17 protein-coding genes are annotated in these 17233 nt (G+C 63.6%); 16 read left to right on the top strand and 1 reads right to left on the bottom strand.

Features of this window, described 5'->3' with window-relative positions:
* The first annotated feature begins 22 nt into the window (after positions 1–22).
* From M9955_05050 to M9955_05040, 3 genes are read left to right on the top strand one after another with little or no spacing between them, the layout of a single operon-like run.
* Entirely contained in the window at positions 23–1639 is a 1617-nt protein-coding gene (locus M9955_05050) for a hypothetical protein (GenBank protein MCO5081012.1), read from the top strand.
* Positions 1639–2019 (top strand): cupin domain-containing protein, encoded by a 381-nt coding sequence (locus tag M9955_05045; GenBank protein ID MCO5081011.1) that lies wholly within the window; start codon positions 1639–1641, stop codon positions 2017–2019. Before M9955_05050 ends, M9955_05045 begins: the two co-directional genes overlap by 1 nt.
* Positions 2009–3469: an aldehyde dehydrogenase family protein gene (locus M9955_05040; protein MCO5081010.1), complete on the top strand. Its 1461-nt coding sequence runs from the start codon at positions 2009–2011 to the stop codon at positions 3467–3469. The genes M9955_05045 and M9955_05040 overlap by 11 nt, the downstream gene beginning before the upstream one ends.
* Here the strand turns inward: M9955_05040 and M9955_05035 are convergent.
* Positions 3459–4319: a LysR family transcriptional regulator gene (locus tag M9955_05035; GenBank protein ID MCO5081009.1), complete on the bottom strand. Its 861-nt coding sequence runs from the start codon at positions 4317–4319 to the stop codon at positions 3459–3461. The genes M9955_05040 and M9955_05035 overlap by 11 nt on opposite strands.
* A 141-nt stretch (positions 4320–4460) precedes the next feature.
* On the opposite strand from M9955_05035, the gene M9955_05030 reads away from it, so the two are divergent.
* The 13 genes from M9955_05030 to puuE all read left to right on the top strand — a co-directional run bounded on the left by M9955_05030 (position 4461) and on the right by puuE (position 17231).
* Positions 4461–5336, top strand: a complete 876-nt coding sequence (locus M9955_05030; GenBank protein MCO5081008.1) for an arginine deiminase family protein — start codon at positions 4461–4463, stop codon at positions 5334–5336.
* On the top strand, positions 5336–6511 hold the full coding sequence (locus M9955_05025) for an ABC transporter ATP-binding protein (GenBank protein ID MCO5081007.1): 1176 nt from the start codon (positions 5336–5338) through the stop codon (positions 6509–6511). Before M9955_05030 ends, M9955_05025 begins: the two co-directional genes overlap by 1 nt.
* The gene (locus M9955_05020; protein ID MCO5081006.1) at positions 6504–7574 is read left to right on the top strand and encodes an extracellular solute-binding protein; all 1071 of its coding nucleotides are present in this window, start codon (positions 6504–6506) and stop codon (positions 7572–7574) included. The genes M9955_05025 and M9955_05020 overlap by 8 nt, the downstream gene beginning before the upstream one ends.
* 71 nt (positions 7575–7645) lie before the next feature.
* Complete coding sequence (locus M9955_05015) at positions 7646–8452, top strand: ABC transporter permease (GenBank protein ID MCO5081005.1); 807 nt, start codon at positions 7646–7648, stop codon at positions 8450–8452.
* The gene (locus M9955_05010; GenBank protein ID MCO5081004.1) at positions 8449–9258 is read left to right on the top strand and encodes an ABC transporter permease subunit; all 810 of its coding nucleotides are present in this window, start codon (positions 8449–8451) and stop codon (positions 9256–9258) included. The genes M9955_05015 and M9955_05010 overlap by 4 nt, the downstream gene beginning before the upstream one ends.
* Before the next feature lie 9 nt (positions 9259–9267).
* Positions 9268–10539, top strand: coding sequence for a M28 family metallopeptidase (locus M9955_05005; protein ID MCO5081003.1), 1272 nt, complete (start codon positions 9268–9270; stop codon positions 10537–10539).
* A gap of 143 nt (positions 10540–10682) precedes the next feature.
* Positions 10683–11669, top strand: coding sequence for an extracellular solute-binding protein (locus M9955_05000; protein MCO5081002.1), 987 nt, complete (start codon positions 10683–10685; stop codon positions 11667–11669).
* 3 nt (positions 11670–11672) lie between these two features.
* The gene (locus M9955_04995) at positions 11673–12758 is read left to right on the top strand and encodes an ABC transporter ATP-binding protein (GenBank protein MCO5081001.1); all 1086 of its coding nucleotides are present in this window, start codon (positions 11673–11675) and stop codon (positions 12756–12758) included.
* Positions 12755–13633 (top strand): ABC transporter permease, encoded by an 879-nt coding sequence (locus M9955_04990; protein ID MCO5081000.1) that lies wholly within the window; start codon positions 12755–12757, stop codon positions 13631–13633. Before M9955_04995 ends, M9955_04990 begins: the two co-directional genes overlap by 4 nt.
* The gene (locus M9955_04985) at positions 13630–14436 is read left to right on the top strand and encodes an ABC transporter permease (GenBank protein MCO5080999.1); all 807 of its coding nucleotides are present in this window, start codon (positions 13630–13632) and stop codon (positions 14434–14436) included. Before M9955_04990 ends, M9955_04985 begins: the two co-directional genes overlap by 4 nt.
* A 1-nt stretch (position 14437) precedes the next feature.
* Positions 14438–15607, top strand: a complete 1170-nt coding sequence (locus tag M9955_04980; protein ID MCO5080998.1) for an ArgE/DapE family deacylase — start codon at positions 14438–14440, stop codon at positions 15605–15607.
* Positions 15604–16311 (top strand): aspartate/glutamate racemase family protein, encoded by a 708-nt coding sequence (locus M9955_04975; GenBank protein MCO5080997.1) that lies wholly within the window; start codon positions 15604–15606, stop codon positions 16309–16311. Before M9955_04980 ends, M9955_04975 begins: the two co-directional genes overlap by 4 nt.
* A complete protein-coding gene (gene puuE, locus M9955_04970; protein ID MCO5080996.1) occupies positions 16311–17231 on the top strand; it encodes an allantoinase PuuE in 921 nt (306 codons plus the stop codon). Before M9955_04975 ends, puuE begins: the two co-directional genes overlap by 1 nt.
* The last annotated feature ends 2 nt before the right edge of the window (positions 17232–17233 follow it).

Here is a 17233-nt window from a genome sequence, read left to right as displayed (position 1 = left end):
TCGGGACCACCGAGGAGCACACATGACCCACGCCCAAGGACATCTCAAGCCGGCTTTCGCCTGGTCGTCGAAGGACTGGCCGTCGGAGCGTCCGAGCACAGAGCCCGACGCAGGAGAGGTGTGGTGCTATACGTCGCGTTTTTCGTATTTTCCTGGCGAGCGTGTGGACTTTCACCTCAGTGCCACCACGCCGCACTTTTCCCTGACGATCACGCGCGACGGCAGCAAGCCGGAAGTCGTGCACGTCGCCGAAAATCTCGTCGCAGACCACAGGCCGACCCCCTTGGATGCGTATGCCAAAGGCTGCGGCTGGCCGGTCGGCTATAGTTGGACCATTCCCGACAGCCTCGCCTCGGGATTCTACCTCGTCACCGTGCGGACCACGCAGCCCTCCGGTGAAATCTGGGAACGCGAACACTTCTTCGTCGTCAAGGCGCCAGCCGGCCGCAAGAACTGGATCGCGCTGGTGGTGACAACCTCGACCATGCTCGCCTACAACGACTGGGGCGGTGCGAACCACTATCGCGGCCTCGGCAACGATCCGCGCAATGATGCGGCATCGCCGCTCTCGTCGACGCAGCGTCCCATCGCCCGCGGGATGCTGAAGAAGCCCGCCGGCGCCCCGCGCGAAGCCAATCACCTGACCCTGCCGATTGGCGGCGCGCCGCGCTATGCGTCCTACGAATGGGCCCGTCACCAAGGTTACAGCCGCCATCATGCCGATTCCGGCTGGGCCACATATGAGCGTCTCTTTGCGGTCTGGGCCGAAGAGGCCGGCTACGCGATCGACTATCTTACGCAGCACGATCTCCATTTCGATGCCGACGCGCTGCAGGACTATCGTTGCTTGGTCGTCGTCGGACACGACGAATACTGGAGCTGGCAGATGCGCGATGTCGTCGACGCTTTCGTCGATGCCGGCGGTGGCCTCAGCCGGCTGGGCGGCAACTATCAATGGCAGGTGCGGCTCAGCGAGGACGGCACCACCCAGTACTGCTATCGACTGCCCGCGCTCGATCCGGAGGCTTCGGCCGATCCGCGGCGTGCCACGACGGTCTGGGAGGCAAAATCGGTGGGCCGACCGGGTGCGGCCACGGTGGGCCTCAACGGTCTGGGCGGCGTCTATACACGGTACGGCGTGGCGACCCCGCGCTCGTCAGGCGGCTTTACCGTTTATCGGCCCGAGCACTGGGCTTTCGAGGGCACGGATCTCTATTATGGCGATGTGCTCGGTGCGGCGCCAACCTTTCTCGCCGCGTTTGAGGTGGACTCGATCGAGTATACCTTCCGGCGCGGTCTCCCCTATCCGACCTTCGAGGACGGAGCGCCCGAAACGCTCGAAATTCTCGCTCTTTGCCCGGCGGTGCGCGGGGAGGAAGACCGCTTTGCCGGACGCTATCCGATCGGCGGGCCTATCGAGGAAGTGAAAGGTTACAACATCGAACTCGGCGAGGACCTGCCGGAATACGTCAACGAAGGCGGGATGCGAGGCGCGGGAATGATTGCCGCCTTCACCCGGGCAAAGGGCGAAGTCTTCAACGGCGGCTGTACCGAATGGCCCTATGCCCTCAGCCAGCGCGACCCCTTTGTCGACCGGATCGTACGCAACGTTCTCAACCGCTTTACCCGGGATGCATGATGAATATCGATTCCATTCTGCCGATAGACCCCGCTCTCGCTAAGCCCTTTGTGCCGCCGACGACTGATTACGACGGCGTCTCGGAAGGATGGAGCGAAACCGAATATCGGATCTTCGAGACCTGGGGCGGCTCGTTTGGAGGCTACTGGTCGGGCGAGCCGGGGGAGGTGGTCTTCGATGCCTGGCCCTACAACGAGATATGTGTCGTCACCAAGGGGCGGGTGGCGGTTGTCGATAGCGATGGGCGTCGGCGCGAGTTCGGCGCGGGTCAGGGCTTCTTCATTCCTGCCGGATTCACGGGCCGCTGGCAGACGATCGAAGCGGCGGAGAAATTCTTTATCGCAATCGTCGATCAGGAGGCGGCCAGCCATGGCCGTTGAACCTCGGCGCTGGCGGCTGTTCATCGACAATCGCTGGCTCGATGCCGGCGACGGCGAGACGACGCCGGTCATCAATCCGACCAACGGAACGGTTTTGGGTCGTGTCGCCATGGCAACGGCGGCGGATGTGGACAAGGCGGTTGCTGCCGCGCATCGAGCCTTTACCGGCTGGAGTGATCGAAGTGGCGTCGAACGGGGAACGCTGCTCGACAAGATCGCCGACCAGTTGCAGTCCCGGCGCGAGGAGATCGTCGCCAACCAAGTCGCCAACAGCGGTAAACCGCTGGTCGAAGCCGGCATAGATGCCGATGATGCGATCGCCACCTATCGATACTATGCCGACGAGGCTTGCCGGCTCGATGCGCGGCAAGACACCGATGTTCAACTGATCGAGGGTTTTGCCGGGCGCACGCGATTCGAGCCGCTGGGCGTCGCAGGGCTCATCGTACCCTGGAACTTCCCGCTTGTGACGAGTGGCTGGAAAGTGGCAGCGGCGCTCGCGGCCGGATGCACGGTCGTGCTCAAGGCCTCCGAGTTCACGCCGTCGAACGAATTGCTGCTGGGCGAGGCGGCGCTGGCCGCCAGCCTTCCCGCGGGGGTGGTGAATATCGTCACCGGCGGGCCGGACTGCGGTCGGGCGATCTGCGAGCACCCCTTGGTGGCAAAGATCTCCTTCACCGGCTCGAACCGGGTCGGACAGGAGGTGATGGCGACTGCTGCGAGGCGATCCGTGCCGACGACGCTGGAACTTGGCGGCAAGTCGGCCATCGTGGCCTTTGGGGACAGCGATCCCTACGAGGCCGCACAATGGATATGCGACGGCATTTTCTACAACGCCGGACAAGTGTGCTCCGCCACTTCGCGCCTCCTTGTCGAACGGAGCTTCGAGGCGGCACTCCGCCCTGTGCTGCTGGAGAAGACGGAGGCAATTCGCCTCGGCGACCCGGCCGACCCTTCGACCGGCATGGGGCCTATGACGACGCGGGCACAGTATAACAAGGTAATCAGCTACTTCGACATAGCCCGCCAGGAGGGATTGTCCCCTTCCTGCGGCGGTCATGTCGTGGATCGGAATGGCGGCCTGTTCATCGCGCCGACGGTCTATTGGGACGTTCCGCCTACGAGCCGGCTGTGGCGGGAGGAGATCTTCGGGCCGGTGCTGTGCGTCCGCAGCTTCTCTGACGAGGACGACGCCGTGCGGCAGGCCAACGAAAGCGACTACGGCCTTGCGGCGACCATCGTTGGCCAGGACCAGCAGCGCAACGCCCGTCTGGCCCGGCGGCTCCGGGCCGGACACATTTGGATCAACTCTGCGCCGGTGGTCTTCCCGCAATCCTCCTGGGGTGGCTTCAAGGCGAGTGGCATCGGCCGCGAACTCGGTCCGTGGGGTATGGCCGGCTACATGGGAACCAAGCACATCACGGAAGCCCGCTCCGCTCTTACCGTTTGAAATGAGCGGTGAGGATCTTCAAAAACAGCCGCACGACTCCATTGGTGGATTCGCCCGGATCGTGGGCAGCCTGAAAGGGCGCCCTGTAGCCGAACAAGTCCGGGCGGATGGAGCGGATGCGTCCAGACTCGACATATTGCCGCGCATAGTGTTCCGGCAGATAGCCGAGATAGCGTCCTGACAGGATCAGGCGCGCCTCCGACTCCATGTCGCTGACCGTTGCCTTGGGGGCCGAAATAGCAAAAACCTTCATATCGCGGGCACCCCAGTAGGAGCGTGCGACCAGATTGTGCTTGCGCACCTCTCCGATGTCGATCTGGCGATCCGGCACGTCGAAAAGCGGATGTCCGCGGCCGCAGTAAAACCGCTGCACCTCGAAATAGAGATCGGTGTAGACAAGCCCCAGAGTGGTGCGCGGAAAGCTTGCGACAGCGAGGTGAAGCTGCCGGCCGATGACGTCGCGCAGCAATTCCTGAGGCGGCCGCGTCGCGATTGTGAGCGAAACGCCCGGCGCCGCATCCGTGAACTCGCCGATCACAGCCTCGAGCGGCGCGCTGGCGTCGGAGATCGTGTTGTCGACGAGGCCGATGTTCAAAGATCCCGACAGGCGGTCCCTGAGCCCGCGAACCTTGGCATCGAACTGTTCTAGTGTCCCGTTGAGCCGGCGGACCTCCTCGTAGACCACCCGGCCCTCGGGCGTCAGTTGGAAGCCGGAACGACCGCGTCGGCAAAGCGTAACCCCGAGGCGGGTCTCGAGCGAGGCGATGTGACTCGAAATGGTTGCGAGGGACAGATTGAGTTCGCCTTGAGCAGCCGAGAATCCGCCCGCTTCCACGATCGTCTCAAACATTCTCAGAAGCCGAAAATCAAGCTTGTCCAGCGCCACCGCTCACCTGTCGCTTAGTTTGAGGTTTCCCTTATTGAACTACAAAACTTCCGAATTCAATCGAAGCATGTTCGTCCCTAGGCTCTCCGGAAAGATGGAGCAGCAATGACGGACATCCCTGCGCAATGGACTGTAAACTCTGAAACGGGCACGTTGCGCGACGTACTGCTCTGTCGGCCCGATCACTACGAGTGGATTCCAACTAACGACATAGCGCGCCGTGCGCTTGACCAGGGGACGAAAGCCGATCCGCGGGGGCTGGCGCTACAATATGGCGAGTTGGAAAGCGCCCTGTCGGATGCGGGCGTTAATCGCCATTACCTCAAGCCCGAAGCGGGCCTACCCTATCAAGTCTATACGAGGGACAGTTCGCAGGTGACTCCCTGGGGGGTCATGCTGACTCAACTCGAGAGGCCGCAGCGGCGGGGCGAGATCGGGTCGATCCTCGAATTTTACGGCCGGACCCAGACGGCGTTCTGGCGGACCGGCACGGCCGGCGCCATCGAGGGCGGCGACATCCATATCATCCGCGAAGGCCTCATGGCGGTCGGGTATTCCGGCGGTCGTACCGACAAGACGGGGGCCCAGCAGTTCGCGAAGTGGTTCGCCGACGAGGGCTGGCAGACCTACACGGTGCCGATGGCCGAACACTTTCTGCATCTCGACGTGATCTTCTGCATGGTCGCAGACAGATTGGCGCTGGCGTGCGTCGACGTGCTCGATGACGGCTTCCTGGCCTGGCTGGACAATACCGCTATCAGACTCATCCCCGTCAGCTACAAGGAGGCCATGCTCGATATGGCCTGCAATGTGCTTGCGCTGGGTGATGGCAGGGTCGTCACGCCGCACCATTGCAAGCGTGTGAACACATTGCTGCGAAGCGAAGGATTGACGGTCTACGACCCGAATCTGGATCAATTCGCCCACGGTGGCGGAAGCGTTCACTGCATGACGATGCCGCTGCGCAGGGACCCGGTCTGATGATGATGGGACGGCCAATTGATCTAGCGTCGTCCCAGGCAATCGGTTCCGGCTCGGAATCGGGCCCAGCTTCCCCGGTGCCGTCGCTTCGCATCGACAGGGTCAGCAAGAGCTTTGGGACCGTGCGCGTGATGGAGGATCTGTCCCTTGAGGTCGCGCGCGGGGAGTTCGTCTCCCTGCTCGGCCCGAGCGGCTGCGGAAAAACTACCCTGCTGCGAATCCTGTCGGGCTTCATCGAGCCCGATGCCGGCGAGATCTTCATCGACGGAAAGCCGGTCCGCGGCGTGCCGACGCGCAAGCGGGACCTCGGCATGGTGTTTCAGAACTACAGCCTCTGGCCACACATGAGCGTCCTCCAGAATGTGGCTTTCGGGCTGGAAACCCGAGGCGTACCAGCGGCTGAGCGGCGGGAACGGGCCACGCAGGCGCTCGAACTCGTCGGTCTGGAGGACTACGGCCGCCGCCACCCCGCGGAACTGTCGGGAGGACAGAAGCAACGGGTCGCGATCGCGCGGGCAATCGTCTACGAGCCCAGAATTCTGCTGCTTGACGAGCCGCTCTCCGCGCTCGACCGCAAGTTGCGCGAACGCATGCAGGTAGAACTGCGCGCCCTGCAGCGCCGGCTTGGCATAACGGCCATTCTGGTAACGCACGACCAGGAAGAAGCGCTGCTGATGTCGGACCGTATCGCCGTCATGCAGAGCGGCCGGGTGCATCAGATCGCCGCTCCCCAGACGATCTATGACCGTCCCGCAACCGATTTCGTCGCCGATTTCGTCGGCCGGATGAACTTCCTCGAGGCCACGGTCGACCACGCCGAGGCAGGCCGCATCGATCTCCTTGCCATCGGGGGCTTCAGGTGGAGCATTCCATTCCAGGATAACATCAACCCCGGCAGCGTCGTTCGCGCCATGCTGCGCCCCGAACGCGTCGGCGTTTCTCTCGACGAAGCCTCCGGGGGAGCCGCGGCCCGCGTCATGGAAACCCGGTTCCACGGCCCTTTGCTTTATGCCGATTGCCGGCTCGCAGACGGTCCCATGATCACGGCGGCGCTGCCGCGCACGTTGATCGGCAACCTCGCAGAAGGCCAGCAGGTCTGGCTGCGTTGGGACGCCGCCGATATCCATCTGCTCGATACCTTGACCCCCCGCCAACCAGGAGCCTCCGATGCATGACCAAAAGCGTATGCCACTTCGCAAGGCCGGGCGCGTTGCCCTCCCGCTGCTCGCCGCTTTCGCGGTCGGGCTCTTGTCGTCGGTTGCGGCCAAGGCGCAGGAACTGAAGGTCGGCTCCTGGGGCGGGATCTGGGACGACACCGTCAAGGAGGCCGTCGTCTCGAAGTTTACCGAGGCGACCGGCGCGACGGTTTCCATTTCCCCCGGAACCAGTGCCGACCAGTTCGCCAAGCTCATCGCCAGCGGCGACAATCCTCCGTTTGACGTGCTCTATATCGATCTAGACGCTGCGGCCGCTGGCTTTGAGCGCGGGATGTTCCGCAAGCTCGACTCCGCCGTCATCCCCAATCTCGCAAATGTCTATCCCAATGCCCTGTATGGGGATGGACAAGCTGTCGCTGCGAGCTTCGGCGCCGTCACCATCGTCTATGACAGCAACGAGGTGGCCGAGATCGACAGCTGGAAGGTGTTCTTCGACCCCGCACACAGCGGCCGCTATGGCCTCAACTCGGTCGAGAACTGGATGCTCTACGTACTGCCGGTTTTCGCCAAGGCGGACGGCGGCGACCCGGCCGACCTCGACGCGGGCTTCGCCGCGGTCGCGAAGGTCGCCCCCGGCGCAGCCGTTTCGAGCGGCGATTTCAATCTGAGGCCGTCCTTTGCATCGGGCGAGATCGCTTTTGCGCCGATGTACAGCGGCGAGGCCTTCGTCATGTATTCCTCCGGCCAGGATTCGATCCGGGTAGCCAAGCCCGTCGAAGGCATGGTCGCAGTGCCGAACCTTTTGGTCATCCCGGCGAAAGCCCGTCAGCCGGAGCTTGCCGAAAAGTTCATCAACGCCGCGCTCGAGGAGAGCGCTCAGCGTGTCTTCGCGGAAAAGTATGCTTCGGCGCCGTCTGTCCAAAAGGTGGAGCTGCCAGCCGAACTGACGCAGTGGATGCCGGTCGGCGCTGCCGAAGTCGGCGCCCTCATCACCCCTGACTGGGTCTCTCTCAACGCCCGCAGAGACGCGCTCGTCGAGCGCTGGAATAGCGAGATCGTGCCGCTGGTGGGCACGAAATGACTCTTTCGGCGGCGATCGCATTTGCATCGTCGTCGCGGCGCCGTTCGGTGCCGTGGGCGACCCTGCTGCTCGTGGCGGCGTTCGCCGTCTTCTTCGTGATCCCGCTGGTCTATCTGCTGAGCCTGAGCTTCTACACCTTCGTGCAGCCGGGCGTGTTTGCGCCCGACTTCACCTTCGACAACTACCTGCGGGCGCTCACCGAGCCCTATGCGGTCAACATTCTGCTGACCAGCCTGCGCATCGCTGCAGGTACAACAATCGGATGCATGCTCCTCGGCATGCCGCTCGCTATGTTTGTGGCGCGTGAAAAAGGCTGGATGCCTCGAGCCGTGCTCATCGTCCTCGCCGCCTCGCTCTTCACCAATCTCGTGGTGCGGGCCTATGGCTGGATGATCGTGCTGGGTCCCAAGGGCTTCATCAACACGCTCGCGCTCGATACCGGCTTGATCGACAGGCCTCTCAGGCTCCTGGGCAACGAAGCGGGCATACTGATCGCGCTCGTCCAGGAACTGCTACCCGTATTCGTCATCATGGCGGCAAGCTCGATCCAGGCCGTCGAACGGTCTCAGGAAGAGGCGGCTGCAATCAGCGGCGCGAACTGGTTCGCGATCTTCCGCCGGGTGATCCTGCCGGTCAGCGCACCGGGAATCGTCACCGGATCGGTGCTGGTTTTCCTGATGGCGCTGAGCAGCTTCGTCGTCCCCGAATTTCTGGGCAGCGGACGCGTGCTGACGCTGGCAACGCTGATCCGGCAGTTGATCTCCAAGGTTGTGAACTACCCCTTTGCCGCCGCTTTGTCGGTGTTGCTCGTCCTCGTCATCTTCATGATGCTCGGCGTCCTGAGCTTTGGGGCACGGCTTGTCAGGAGGAAGTCGTGAGCCGTCGAATCGCCCGTGCGATCTATCTGCTTGTCGTACTGGGAATCTGCGCCTTTCTTTGCTTGCCGACGGTAATCGTTGCGCTGGCGTCCCTCTCTTCGCGCAGCGTCGTCACCTTCCCTCCGCAAGGTTTCAGCCTGCAATGGTACGCCAACTTCTTCACCAGGCAGGACTTCATTGGCTCCCTTGCGCTGAGCCTGTCGATTGCGCTGGTCATCGCGGTGGCCGCGACCGGCATTTCCGCCCTGGTCGTGGTCGAGGCGGGACGCCGCGGCCGGATGCGGCGGTTCGTCGAGGCGCTTTCGGTGGTGCCGCTGATGCTACCCACCATCGTCTACGGGCCAGCCCTGCTGCTGATGTCGGGGGCGATGGGATGGCTAGGCTCCTACTGGGCCACCCTGCTGGTGCTGCTCGGCGCACATCTCATGGTGGTGATGCCCTTCACCCTGCGGCTGATGGCATCCGCCTATGCGGCGGTGCCCGAGGCGCTTGAAGAAGCGGCAGTGGTCGCCGGCGCCGGATATGCACGTGTCTTCGGACGGGTGATCCTGCCGTCGATGAGTTCGGCCCTTTTTGCCGGCGGCCTGTTCGGCTTTCTCGTCTCTTTCGACGAGCCGGTGGTCGGGCTGTTCCTCTCCGGCCAGGATCTCGTGACCCTGCCGGTTCAGATCCAGACCTATATGCGCTTCCGCCCTGATCCCACGATCGCCGCCATTTCGACCGTCATGAGCCTTGCCTCGCTGGTGGCGGTGCTGGCGGTGGACCGTCTCTTCGGCCTGGACCGGGTCTTCGGCCTCAATCGCTAGGACAACAACATGCTCGACGACGTCTCCGCCTTCGCCCATATGGTCGCCCTGACCGATATCGGTCCGCGGGTTTCCGGCAGTGCCGAAGAGCAGGCGGGCATCGATTACGTGGCATCGCGCTTGCGCGAAAGCGGTCTCGTTGTGGAGACGCCCGACTTTCCGATCCGCCGCTGGCGAGAGGACGTGGTGGCGGTCCGGGCCGGAAACGTGCAGATCGAGGCCACGGCCGTGCCGTTCGCGGGCACCCTGCCGAAGGGTGAGCACCGTCTGCCCATCGCCTATATCGAAGGCGGGGCCGAATTCGACGTCGCCCAGGCGGGCGACCTCGCCGGCAAGGCCTGGCTGATGGCGCGTGACGCCTACATCCATTATCCGGACACTGCATTGGTGGAGCGGCTGGGCGTGCACAATCCAGCCGCCCTCATCTTCACCGCCTCGCCCGGCCATCGCGGCGTGCCGGTGGTATTCTACAATTTCCGGGACAGCGACCGCATGCCCGCCCCTCCCTGTCTCGTCATCTCGCATGACGACATGGCCCGACTGGTGGCCGAGGGCGCGACCGAACTGACCATGGCGCTCGAGGCCGAAGTCCTGAACGGCAGTTCGCGCAACGTCGTCGGTACGCTGAAGGGCGAACGGGAAGACGAGATCATCGTCGTCTGCGCCCATCACGACAGCGCCCCCACCAGCCCCGGCGCCTGCGACAATGCCGGTGGCTGTGCGACGGTGCTGGAACTCGCAAGGGTTTTTGCTGCCGGTCCAAAGCCGCGGCGCACCATTCATTTCTGCACCTGGGGTTCGCACGAGACCGGCATGCATGGCAGCGAGGCCTACATCCGCGCGGCGCAGGCCGCCGGCAGGTCCGTTGTGGCTGCCATCAATTTCGACACTATCGGCATGACCGTGGGCGAGGACCGTGTGAATATCCTGGGCGGCCCGGCCTGGAACCGGCTGATGGATTCGATCGTCGAAGGGACCGGCATCGAGCCTGTGGTGCAGCGCGGCCCTGGATTTACCGACTACACCAATTTCGGAGCGGCAGGCATTCCGGCCGTCAGCGTCGCCCAGAGCTACTTCAACTTCAACCATACGCCGTTCGACAGTATCGACCGCTGTTCGCCGCGCGGTCTCACCAAGCCGCTCGCCATGGGCAAGGCCCTGCTGGACGCGATCCTTAAGGCGGCCGACCACCGCCGGGATTTTTCCGAAACTCAACGCCGGGAGGTGCAGTCCTTCAACGGACGTTGGGGATGGTCGAATTTCACGCCGTTGCTGCCGTGACGGCCACGCCCTGACTGCAACAAAAAAGGGAACTCGCCATGACAGCCTTGCATAAGTCGTTGCTCGCGCAGCACATCTCGCGAAGAACAATCCTCCGGCAGGGAGCCGGCCTGTTTGCCGCAAGCTCTGTTTTGGCGAGAGGGATGGGGCCGGCCCACGCGCAGTCGGTAACCGGCATCAGCTTCCTCACCTATGGCGGCCTTTATGGCGACAGCCAGAAGCGCGCCATGATCGATCCGTTCACCACCGAGACGGGCATAGCCGTCAAGATCCTCTCCGGACAGGACGCCATAGCCGTGCTGGTCGGCGAAACCCGCCAGGCGACGCCATCCATCGACGTGGTGGCGCTGACCGATGTCGAGGTGGTCACTGCTGTGACCCAGGGCGGGCTGCTTGCCGAATTCGATGCGGCCGCCATCCCCAATTCCGTCGATCTTCCCGAGATCGCGAAGTCGGCGCCGCATGCGTACAACATCGAATTCGATTCCTGGGGCATTGCCTACCGCACAGACAAGATGGGCGCTCCGACCAGCTGGGCCAGCCTGTTCGAGGCGGCCGATCCGACGCGGGTCGCCTTTCAGCGGCCGGTCGCGAGTTCCGGCTCTCTGCTCAACATGCTCGCCGCGACGGTCGTCTCCGGTGGGAAGGAGGACGACGTTCTTTCCACCGCGATCGCTCCGATCAAGGCTTTGCGCGAAAAGGGGGGTCAGTTCGTCGACGCGAGTGCCGCGCTGGCGCTGCTGCAGAACGATGGCGCCGATCTTGCGACCATCTTCAACAACGAGACCTTCTATCTTGCCGACCAGGGACTGCCGATCAACTTCGCCTTTCCCAAAGAAGGTGTGTTTCCGATCGGTGTCTGGCTTGCGATGCCGGCGAACATTCCGGCAGAACGCAAGGAAGCCGCCCAGCGCTTTGTCAACCACATGCTCAGCCCTGCTCCGCAGGTCGCCATGTCCGCCCTGATGTATTCCGGACCGACCAACATCAAGGCTGATGTCGGTGAGAAACTGCGCGACAAGGTACTTTCCGCTTCCGATATGAGCCGGGCTTATCCGGTCGACTGGAAGAAGGTCTCGACGCTTCAGGACAGCTGGCTTGCCGCCTGGAACAGGGAAATCGCCGGCTAGCACATGTCGTCCATCGAACTCACCGGCCTGACCAAGAGCTACGCGGGCGTCGCCGCTGTTCATCCGCTCGATTTTCACATCGAGCAGGGAGAATTCCTCTCCATTCTCGGTCCATCGGGCTCGGGCAAGACGACGTTGCTGCGTATGATCGCGGGCTTCGTCCAGCCCGACGCGGGTTCGATCCGCATCGGCAGCCGCGAAGTCTTGCGGCTGCCACCGCAGCGCCGCAACCTCGGCGTGGTGTTTCAGAACTACGCGCTCTTTCAGCATATGAGCGTGATCGACAATGTCGCGTTCGGCCTGCGTATGCGCGGCCAGCCGAAAAAGGAACGCCACGCACGTGCCGCCCAGGCGCTCGATCTGGTCGGCCTCTCCGGCATGGAGCAGCGCCTGCCCAATCAGCTTTCGGGCGGGCAGCAGCAGCGGGTTGCGCTGGCGCGCGCCATCGTCTTCGAACCGGAAGTGCTGCTGCTCGACGAACCCTTGGGCGCGCTTGATCTGAAGCTGCGCAAGCGTATGCAGATCGAGCTCAAGCATCTGCATCGGCGACTGCAGCGCACCTTCGTCTACATCACGCACGATCAGGAAGAAGCCCTCACCATGTCCGACCGTGTTGCGGTGATGGACCGGGGGTACATGCTGCAGATCGACGTGCCAGCCAATCTCTATCTGCAGCCGCGCTCGGCCTTCGTTGCAGAATTCCTCGGCGAGAGCAACCTGCTGGCCGGCGCACTCGTGCGGGATGCGGCGGGAGCCCTGGCATTCGCCATCGCCGGCGGCCCGGCGATAGTGCTGGAAGAAGCTCAAGCCAGCGGCAACCATCCCGTCGTCCTCGCTGTCCGTCCGGAGCGCCTGCGCCTTGCCGGCCCCGCTGAATCAGGCGGCGACTGGATCGTGCTCGATGCGGTGGTCGACGCTCTCTCGTTCAAGGGGGCCTGGCTGTCCCTTGTAGCCAACAGACCAGAAGGTCAACTCGAGGTTCTGCTGCCCAACGACGGAAGAGACCTCGGCGGCCTGCCTTCGCCAGGCGAGCCGGTGAAGGTGGCGTTCAGGGCCTCAGACGCCCGTCTGGTCGAGGCCCGCAAATGAGCGCGGCTGCGTCGAGCGCCATGCGGTGGCAGCGCGTATCGATCTGGCTCGCGCTGGCCCCGGCCCTGCTGCTCATGGCGTTGTTCCTTGTGATGCCGGCCGTCAAGCTGGTGCAGATATCGTTTTTTGTGCACGAGCCGAACATCATCATGGCGCCCGGTTTCACGTTGGACAACTACCAGCGCTATCTCACCGACCCGTTCTATCTGTCCAAGATGGCGCTTACGGTGAGAGTCTGCTTCTGGGTGGCCTTTTTCTCCCTGCTGCTCGCATACCCGGTCGCTTATGTGCTGGCGCGAGGGCGTTTTGCTGGCAAAGGGCTGATGATAGGTCTCCTGTTGTCGCCTCTCCTCACGAACTTCGTCGTTCTGGTGTTCGCCTGGATACTCCTTCTGGGGCCAGGCAGTTCCTTGACCAAGGCGCTGCAGTCCATCCTCGGACCATCGTTGAAGCTGCTCTACACCGAAACGGGCCTCGTCATTGCTCTGGTCCATGTCGCCTTTCCATATGCGCTGATTCCATTGATCACTGCGGTCGTTCAGGTCAGCCGACAGCTTGAGGAGGCTGCATTGAGCCTCGGAGCGGGTCCGTGGCGCGCATTCTTCCTCATCGTGCTGCCGCTGACGCTGCCGGGCGCGCTTGCGGCGGGATTCGTCACCGTCACGATCGTACTCTCGAGTTTTGCCTTCGCAATCTATGTGGGCGGTGACGGCGTGCTGATCGTGCCGCTGCTGATCTGGCAGGCCATTCGAGATACGCTCGACTGGCCGCTTGCGGCGGCGATGTCCATCGCGAGCTTCCTCATTGTCTTCGCCATGTTGGGCCTCGCCATGTGGCTGGCCGGCCTGACGAAATCCGGACGGAGCTTCGCATGATAGGCGCGCTCCACCGCAATCCGGTGATGATCGGCCTGTTCGTCATCGTCACCATCTTCATCCTGATGCCGCTCACCATCGCGACGATCATCGGCTTCAGCGCTTCTCCATTCCTCACCTTCCCTCCGCCCGGCTATTCGCTACAATGGTTCGCGCGCTTTCTCGGCGATCCCGAATTCATCGCGTCGCTCGTCCTCAGCCTGCAGATCGCCGCTATCGTCACCGTTCTGGCGACGGTCATCGGGGTTCTGGCTGCCTACGGGCTCGATCAAATGCAGGTCGGCGCGCTCAAGACGCTGATCACCGCCCTGATCCTCTCGCCGCTCGTCTTTCCGATCATCGTTCTGGCGCTCGCCCTTCTGCTTTTTCTTTCCGAGAACAGCCTGCTCGGCTCGAGGATCGGGCTCGTCGGCGCGCATCTGCTGATCGCTGTACCCCTTGTCACCAGTACAGTGGCGGCGGCACTGGCCAGCCTCAACCGGTCCGTCACCGAGGCGGCCGCCAGCCTTGGTGCCGGTCCGTGGAGCAGCTTCGGCCTCGTTGTCCTGCCCCAGGTCGCCGGCGCCATCGCCGGGGCCGCTGTCCTCAGCTTCCTGTTCTCCTTCAACGACGTCACTTTCGCGGCGTTCATCGGTGGGGCGAATGCGCAGACGCTGCCGCTCAAGCTCTTCGGCTACATCCGCTACCAGCTCAACCCGCTGATCGGCGCCGTCTCGGCGTTGTTCGTCTTCTCCACTCTGTTTGTCATCGTGCTGTTCGACCGCATTGTCGGCTTCGACAAGCTCCTGGGCATCAAGGACTGAAATGACTTCCCGAACCGATGAGATGATCGCCTATCTCGAGGCGCTGCTGTCGACGCCCTCGGCCATGCCCGAGGGAAACACCTCGGCCGTTGCCGACGTGATCGCCGCCTATCTGCGCGGCTTCGGCTATGAACCGCAGGTCGTCGGCCCAACGGGCGGTGCGACCAACGTCGTCGCGTCGATCGGCGAAGGGCAACCTGAGATCGTCCTTTGCACTCACATCGATACAGTGGGACCTGGAACGCTGGCACATTGGAGCGTCGAGCCGTTTGCGGCGACGGTGAAGGACGGTCGGGTCTACGGCCTCGGAGCCGAGAATTGCAAGGGCGCCGCCGCAATCTTCCTTGCCGTTGCCAAAGCGCTTGCCGAGGCAGGCGGCCCAAATCGCGGAAAGGTCGTCTTTGCCTTCGTCGGCGACGAGGAAAACCTCGGGGACGGCGGCGCGCGCTACCTGCGGGAGCACGGCTTGATCAAGCCCAGCCTGTTCGTCGTCGGCGGGCCGAGCGGCTTCGACCTCGGCTGCGAGGAGCGCGGCGTATTGTGGCTCAGTATCAAGACTACGGGGCATGCTTTCCATGCCGGCTCGCCCAGCCGCGGCGACAATGCCGTACTGCGCGCGACACGGCTGATCGCGATCCTCGAAGAGCGACTGCAGCCAGAACTTGCGACCCGGCGCGACACCTGTTTCGAGAGCACCATGGCCATCAGCCGCATTCATGGCGGTCATGACATCAATACCGTGCCCGATTCCTGCAGCTTCGAGATCGACCGCCGCGTCCTGCCCGGTGAACCGGTCGACGTGGCGATCGCCGAGATCGAGGCTGTCCTGCGCGCGTCGGGAGAACCTGCGGACAAGTGGTCGATGGAGGTGCTCGTCGCCTCCAACGGCTTCATGCCGGGGCGCGGCGGTCCGGGCGTGCGCGCTCACCAGTCGGCAGTGGAGGAGATCACCGGCAAGCAGGCAAAGTTCCTGCTGAGCGAAGGAGCGAGCGACGGCCGGCACTTCGCAGACGACGGCATCGAGATTCTGAACTTCGGCGCTGGCTTCGGCGATCGCTGCCATAGCCCGGACGAATATATCGATATCGACCAGTTGGAGCTGGGTTTCGCCATCCAGATGCGGGCGCTGTCGAAGCTGACCGATGGCTTCGCCAAGGGCGAACCGGCATGAAGATTCAGGTCATCAATCCGAACACGACCGCGGCGATGACGGCAAAGATCGCGGCGGCAGCGCGGCGTGCCGCCGCTGGCCGCTTCGAGGTCGTCTGTTCCAACCCGCCCGCCGGGCCTGAGTCTATCGAGACCGCTTGCGATACGATCACTGCCGCTCCGGCTATTCTGCGCGAGGTGAGTCAGGGGATGGAGCAGGGCTGTGCCGGTCACGTCATTGCGTGCTTCGACGATCCTGCGGTCGCCGCCTGCCGGGAGCTCGCGACAGGCCCCGTGCTTGGCATCTGCGAAGCCTCCATGCTGGCTGCCGCCGTCACCGCCTCGCGCTTCTCGGTAGTCACAACGGCCCGGGCCGGGATTCCCATCATCGAGGACATGGCCTTGCGGTACGGTTTCGAACGCAAATGCCGGTCGGTGCGCTCCTGCGATATGGCCGTGCTCGACCTCGACGGATCGCCTATGGCGAACGCCAAGGTTCTGGCGCAGGTGCAGGCGGCGGTGGAGGATGGGGCCGAGACCGTCATCCTCGGCTGTGCCGGCATGTCCGATCTGGCGGACTGGCTGAGCACGGAGTCCGGGGTGCCGATCATCGAAAGCGTCGCTGCTGCCGTAGGCCTTGTTGCGGGTCTCGCATCGGCGGGCATTGCGACCAGCAAGGTCGGCGTCTTTGCCTTCCCGCCGACTTCCGGGGAAGGCGCTCGCTGATGGCCGCAGCCGAGAGCTATCCGCGCGACCTTATCGGCTACGGCGAGACTCCACCCCACCCCCGCTGGCCCAACGACGCGCGCCTCGCGGTCAACTTCGTCATCAACTACGAGGAAGGCGGCGAAAGCTCCATCCTCCACGGCGATGCGCAATCGGAAGGATTTCTGGGCGAGCTGCCGGATTCCCCGCCTCTCGCAGGGCAGCGCGATCTCGGACAGGAGTCGATCTACGAGTATGGCAGCCGCGCCGGCTTCTGGCGGCTGCGACGGCTGTTCACCCAGCGCGCCGTCCCGGTGACCGTGTTTGCGGTCGGCATGGCGCTATCGCGCAATCCCGTAGCGGCCCGCGCGATGAAGGCCAGCGGCTGGGAGGTCGCGAGCCATGCCTGGCGGTGGATCGATCATGCCGATATGGACGAGGAGACCGAACGCGCCCAGATCGCGCAGGTCATCCGCACCCATCAAGATCTGCTCGGCGAGCGCCCCGTTGGCTATTATGGCAGCCGCATCAGCGAGAACACGCGGCGTCTTGTCATCGAAGACGGCGGGTTCCTCTATGATTCCGATGACTACAGCGACGACCTGCCCTTCTGGAACTTCGACCACGGCAAGCCGCACCTCGTCATTCCCTACAACCTCGACACCAACGACATGCGCTTCGTCTCGCCCGCCGGCTTTCCCGATGGGGTCTCCTTCTGCACCTATCTCAAGGACAGCTTCGATTTCCTCTACCGGGAAGGCGCGGCGAATCCGAAAATGCTGAGCATCGGCCTTCATTGCCGGCTCTCCGGCCGTGCCGGCCGGGCTGCGGGTCTCGAGCGCTTCCTCGACCACGTGCTCGCTCATGAGGACGTCTGGATCTGTCGCCGGAATGCAATTGCGCAGCACTGGTACCAGCATCACTACCCGCAAGGAGCATAAGG

This window comes from Rhizobiaceae bacterium (assembly GCA_023953845.1).
GTDB lineage: Bacteria > Pseudomonadota > Alphaproteobacteria > Rhizobiales > Rhizobiaceae > Arvimicrobium.
Note: the sequence above shows the minus strand (reverse complement) of the source record. Positions and strands in the feature narration are given on the sequence as shown.

Excerpts from the sequence above, each read along its gene's own strand:
- M9955_05000 (MCO5081002.1), top strand. The coding sequence starts at position 10,683 with ATGGGGCCGGCCCACGCGCAGTCGGTAACCGGCATCAGCTTCCTCACC.
- M9955_04995 (MCO5081001.1), top strand. The coding sequence starts at position 11,673 with ATGTCGTCCATCGAACTCACCGGCCTGACCAAGAGCTACGCGGGCGTC.
- M9955_04980 (MCO5080998.1), top strand. The coding sequence starts at position 14,438 with ATGACTTCCCGAACCGATGAGATGATCGCCTATCTCGAGGCGCTGCTG.
- M9955_04990 (MCO5081000.1), top strand. The coding sequence starts at position 12,755 with ATGAGCGCGGCTGCGTCGAGCGCCATGCGGTGGCAGCGCGTATCGATC.
- puuE (MCO5080996.1), top strand. The coding sequence starts at position 16,311 with ATGGCCGCAGCCGAGAGCTATCCGCGCGACCTTATCGGCTACGGCGAG.
- M9955_05005 (MCO5081003.1), top strand. The coding sequence starts at position 9,268 with ATGCTCGACGACGTCTCCGCCTTCGCCCATATGGTCGCCCTGACCGAT.
- M9955_05045 (MCO5081011.1), top strand. The coding sequence starts at position 1,639 with ATGAATATCGATTCCATTCTGCCGATAGACCCCGCTCTCGCTAAGCCC.
- M9955_04985 (MCO5080999.1), top strand. The coding sequence starts at position 13,630 with ATGATAGGCGCGCTCCACCGCAATCCGGTGATGATCGGCCTGTTCGTC.
- M9955_05020 (MCO5081006.1), top strand. The coding sequence starts at position 6,504 with ATGCATGACCAAAAGCGTATGCCACTTCGCAAGGCCGGGCGCGTTGCC.
- M9955_04975 (MCO5080997.1), top strand. The coding sequence starts at position 15,604 with ATGAAGATTCAGGTCATCAATCCGAACACGACCGCGGCGATGACGGCA.
- M9955_05025 (MCO5081007.1), top strand. The coding sequence starts at position 5,336 with ATGATGATGGGACGGCCAATTGATCTAGCGTCGTCCCAGGCAATCGGT.
- M9955_05050 (MCO5081012.1), top strand. The coding sequence starts at position 23 with ATGACCCACGCCCAAGGACATCTCAAGCCGGCTTTCGCCTGGTCGTCG.
- M9955_05030 (MCO5081008.1), top strand. The coding sequence starts at position 4,461 with ATGACGGACATCCCTGCGCAATGGACTGTAAACTCTGAAACGGGCACG.
- M9955_05035 (MCO5081009.1), bottom strand. The coding sequence starts at position 4,319 with ATGTTTGAGACGATCGTGGAAGCGGGCGGATTCTCGGCTGCTCAAGGC.
- M9955_05040 (MCO5081010.1), top strand. The coding sequence starts at position 2,009 with ATGGCCGTTGAACCTCGGCGCTGGCGGCTGTTCATCGACAATCGCTGG.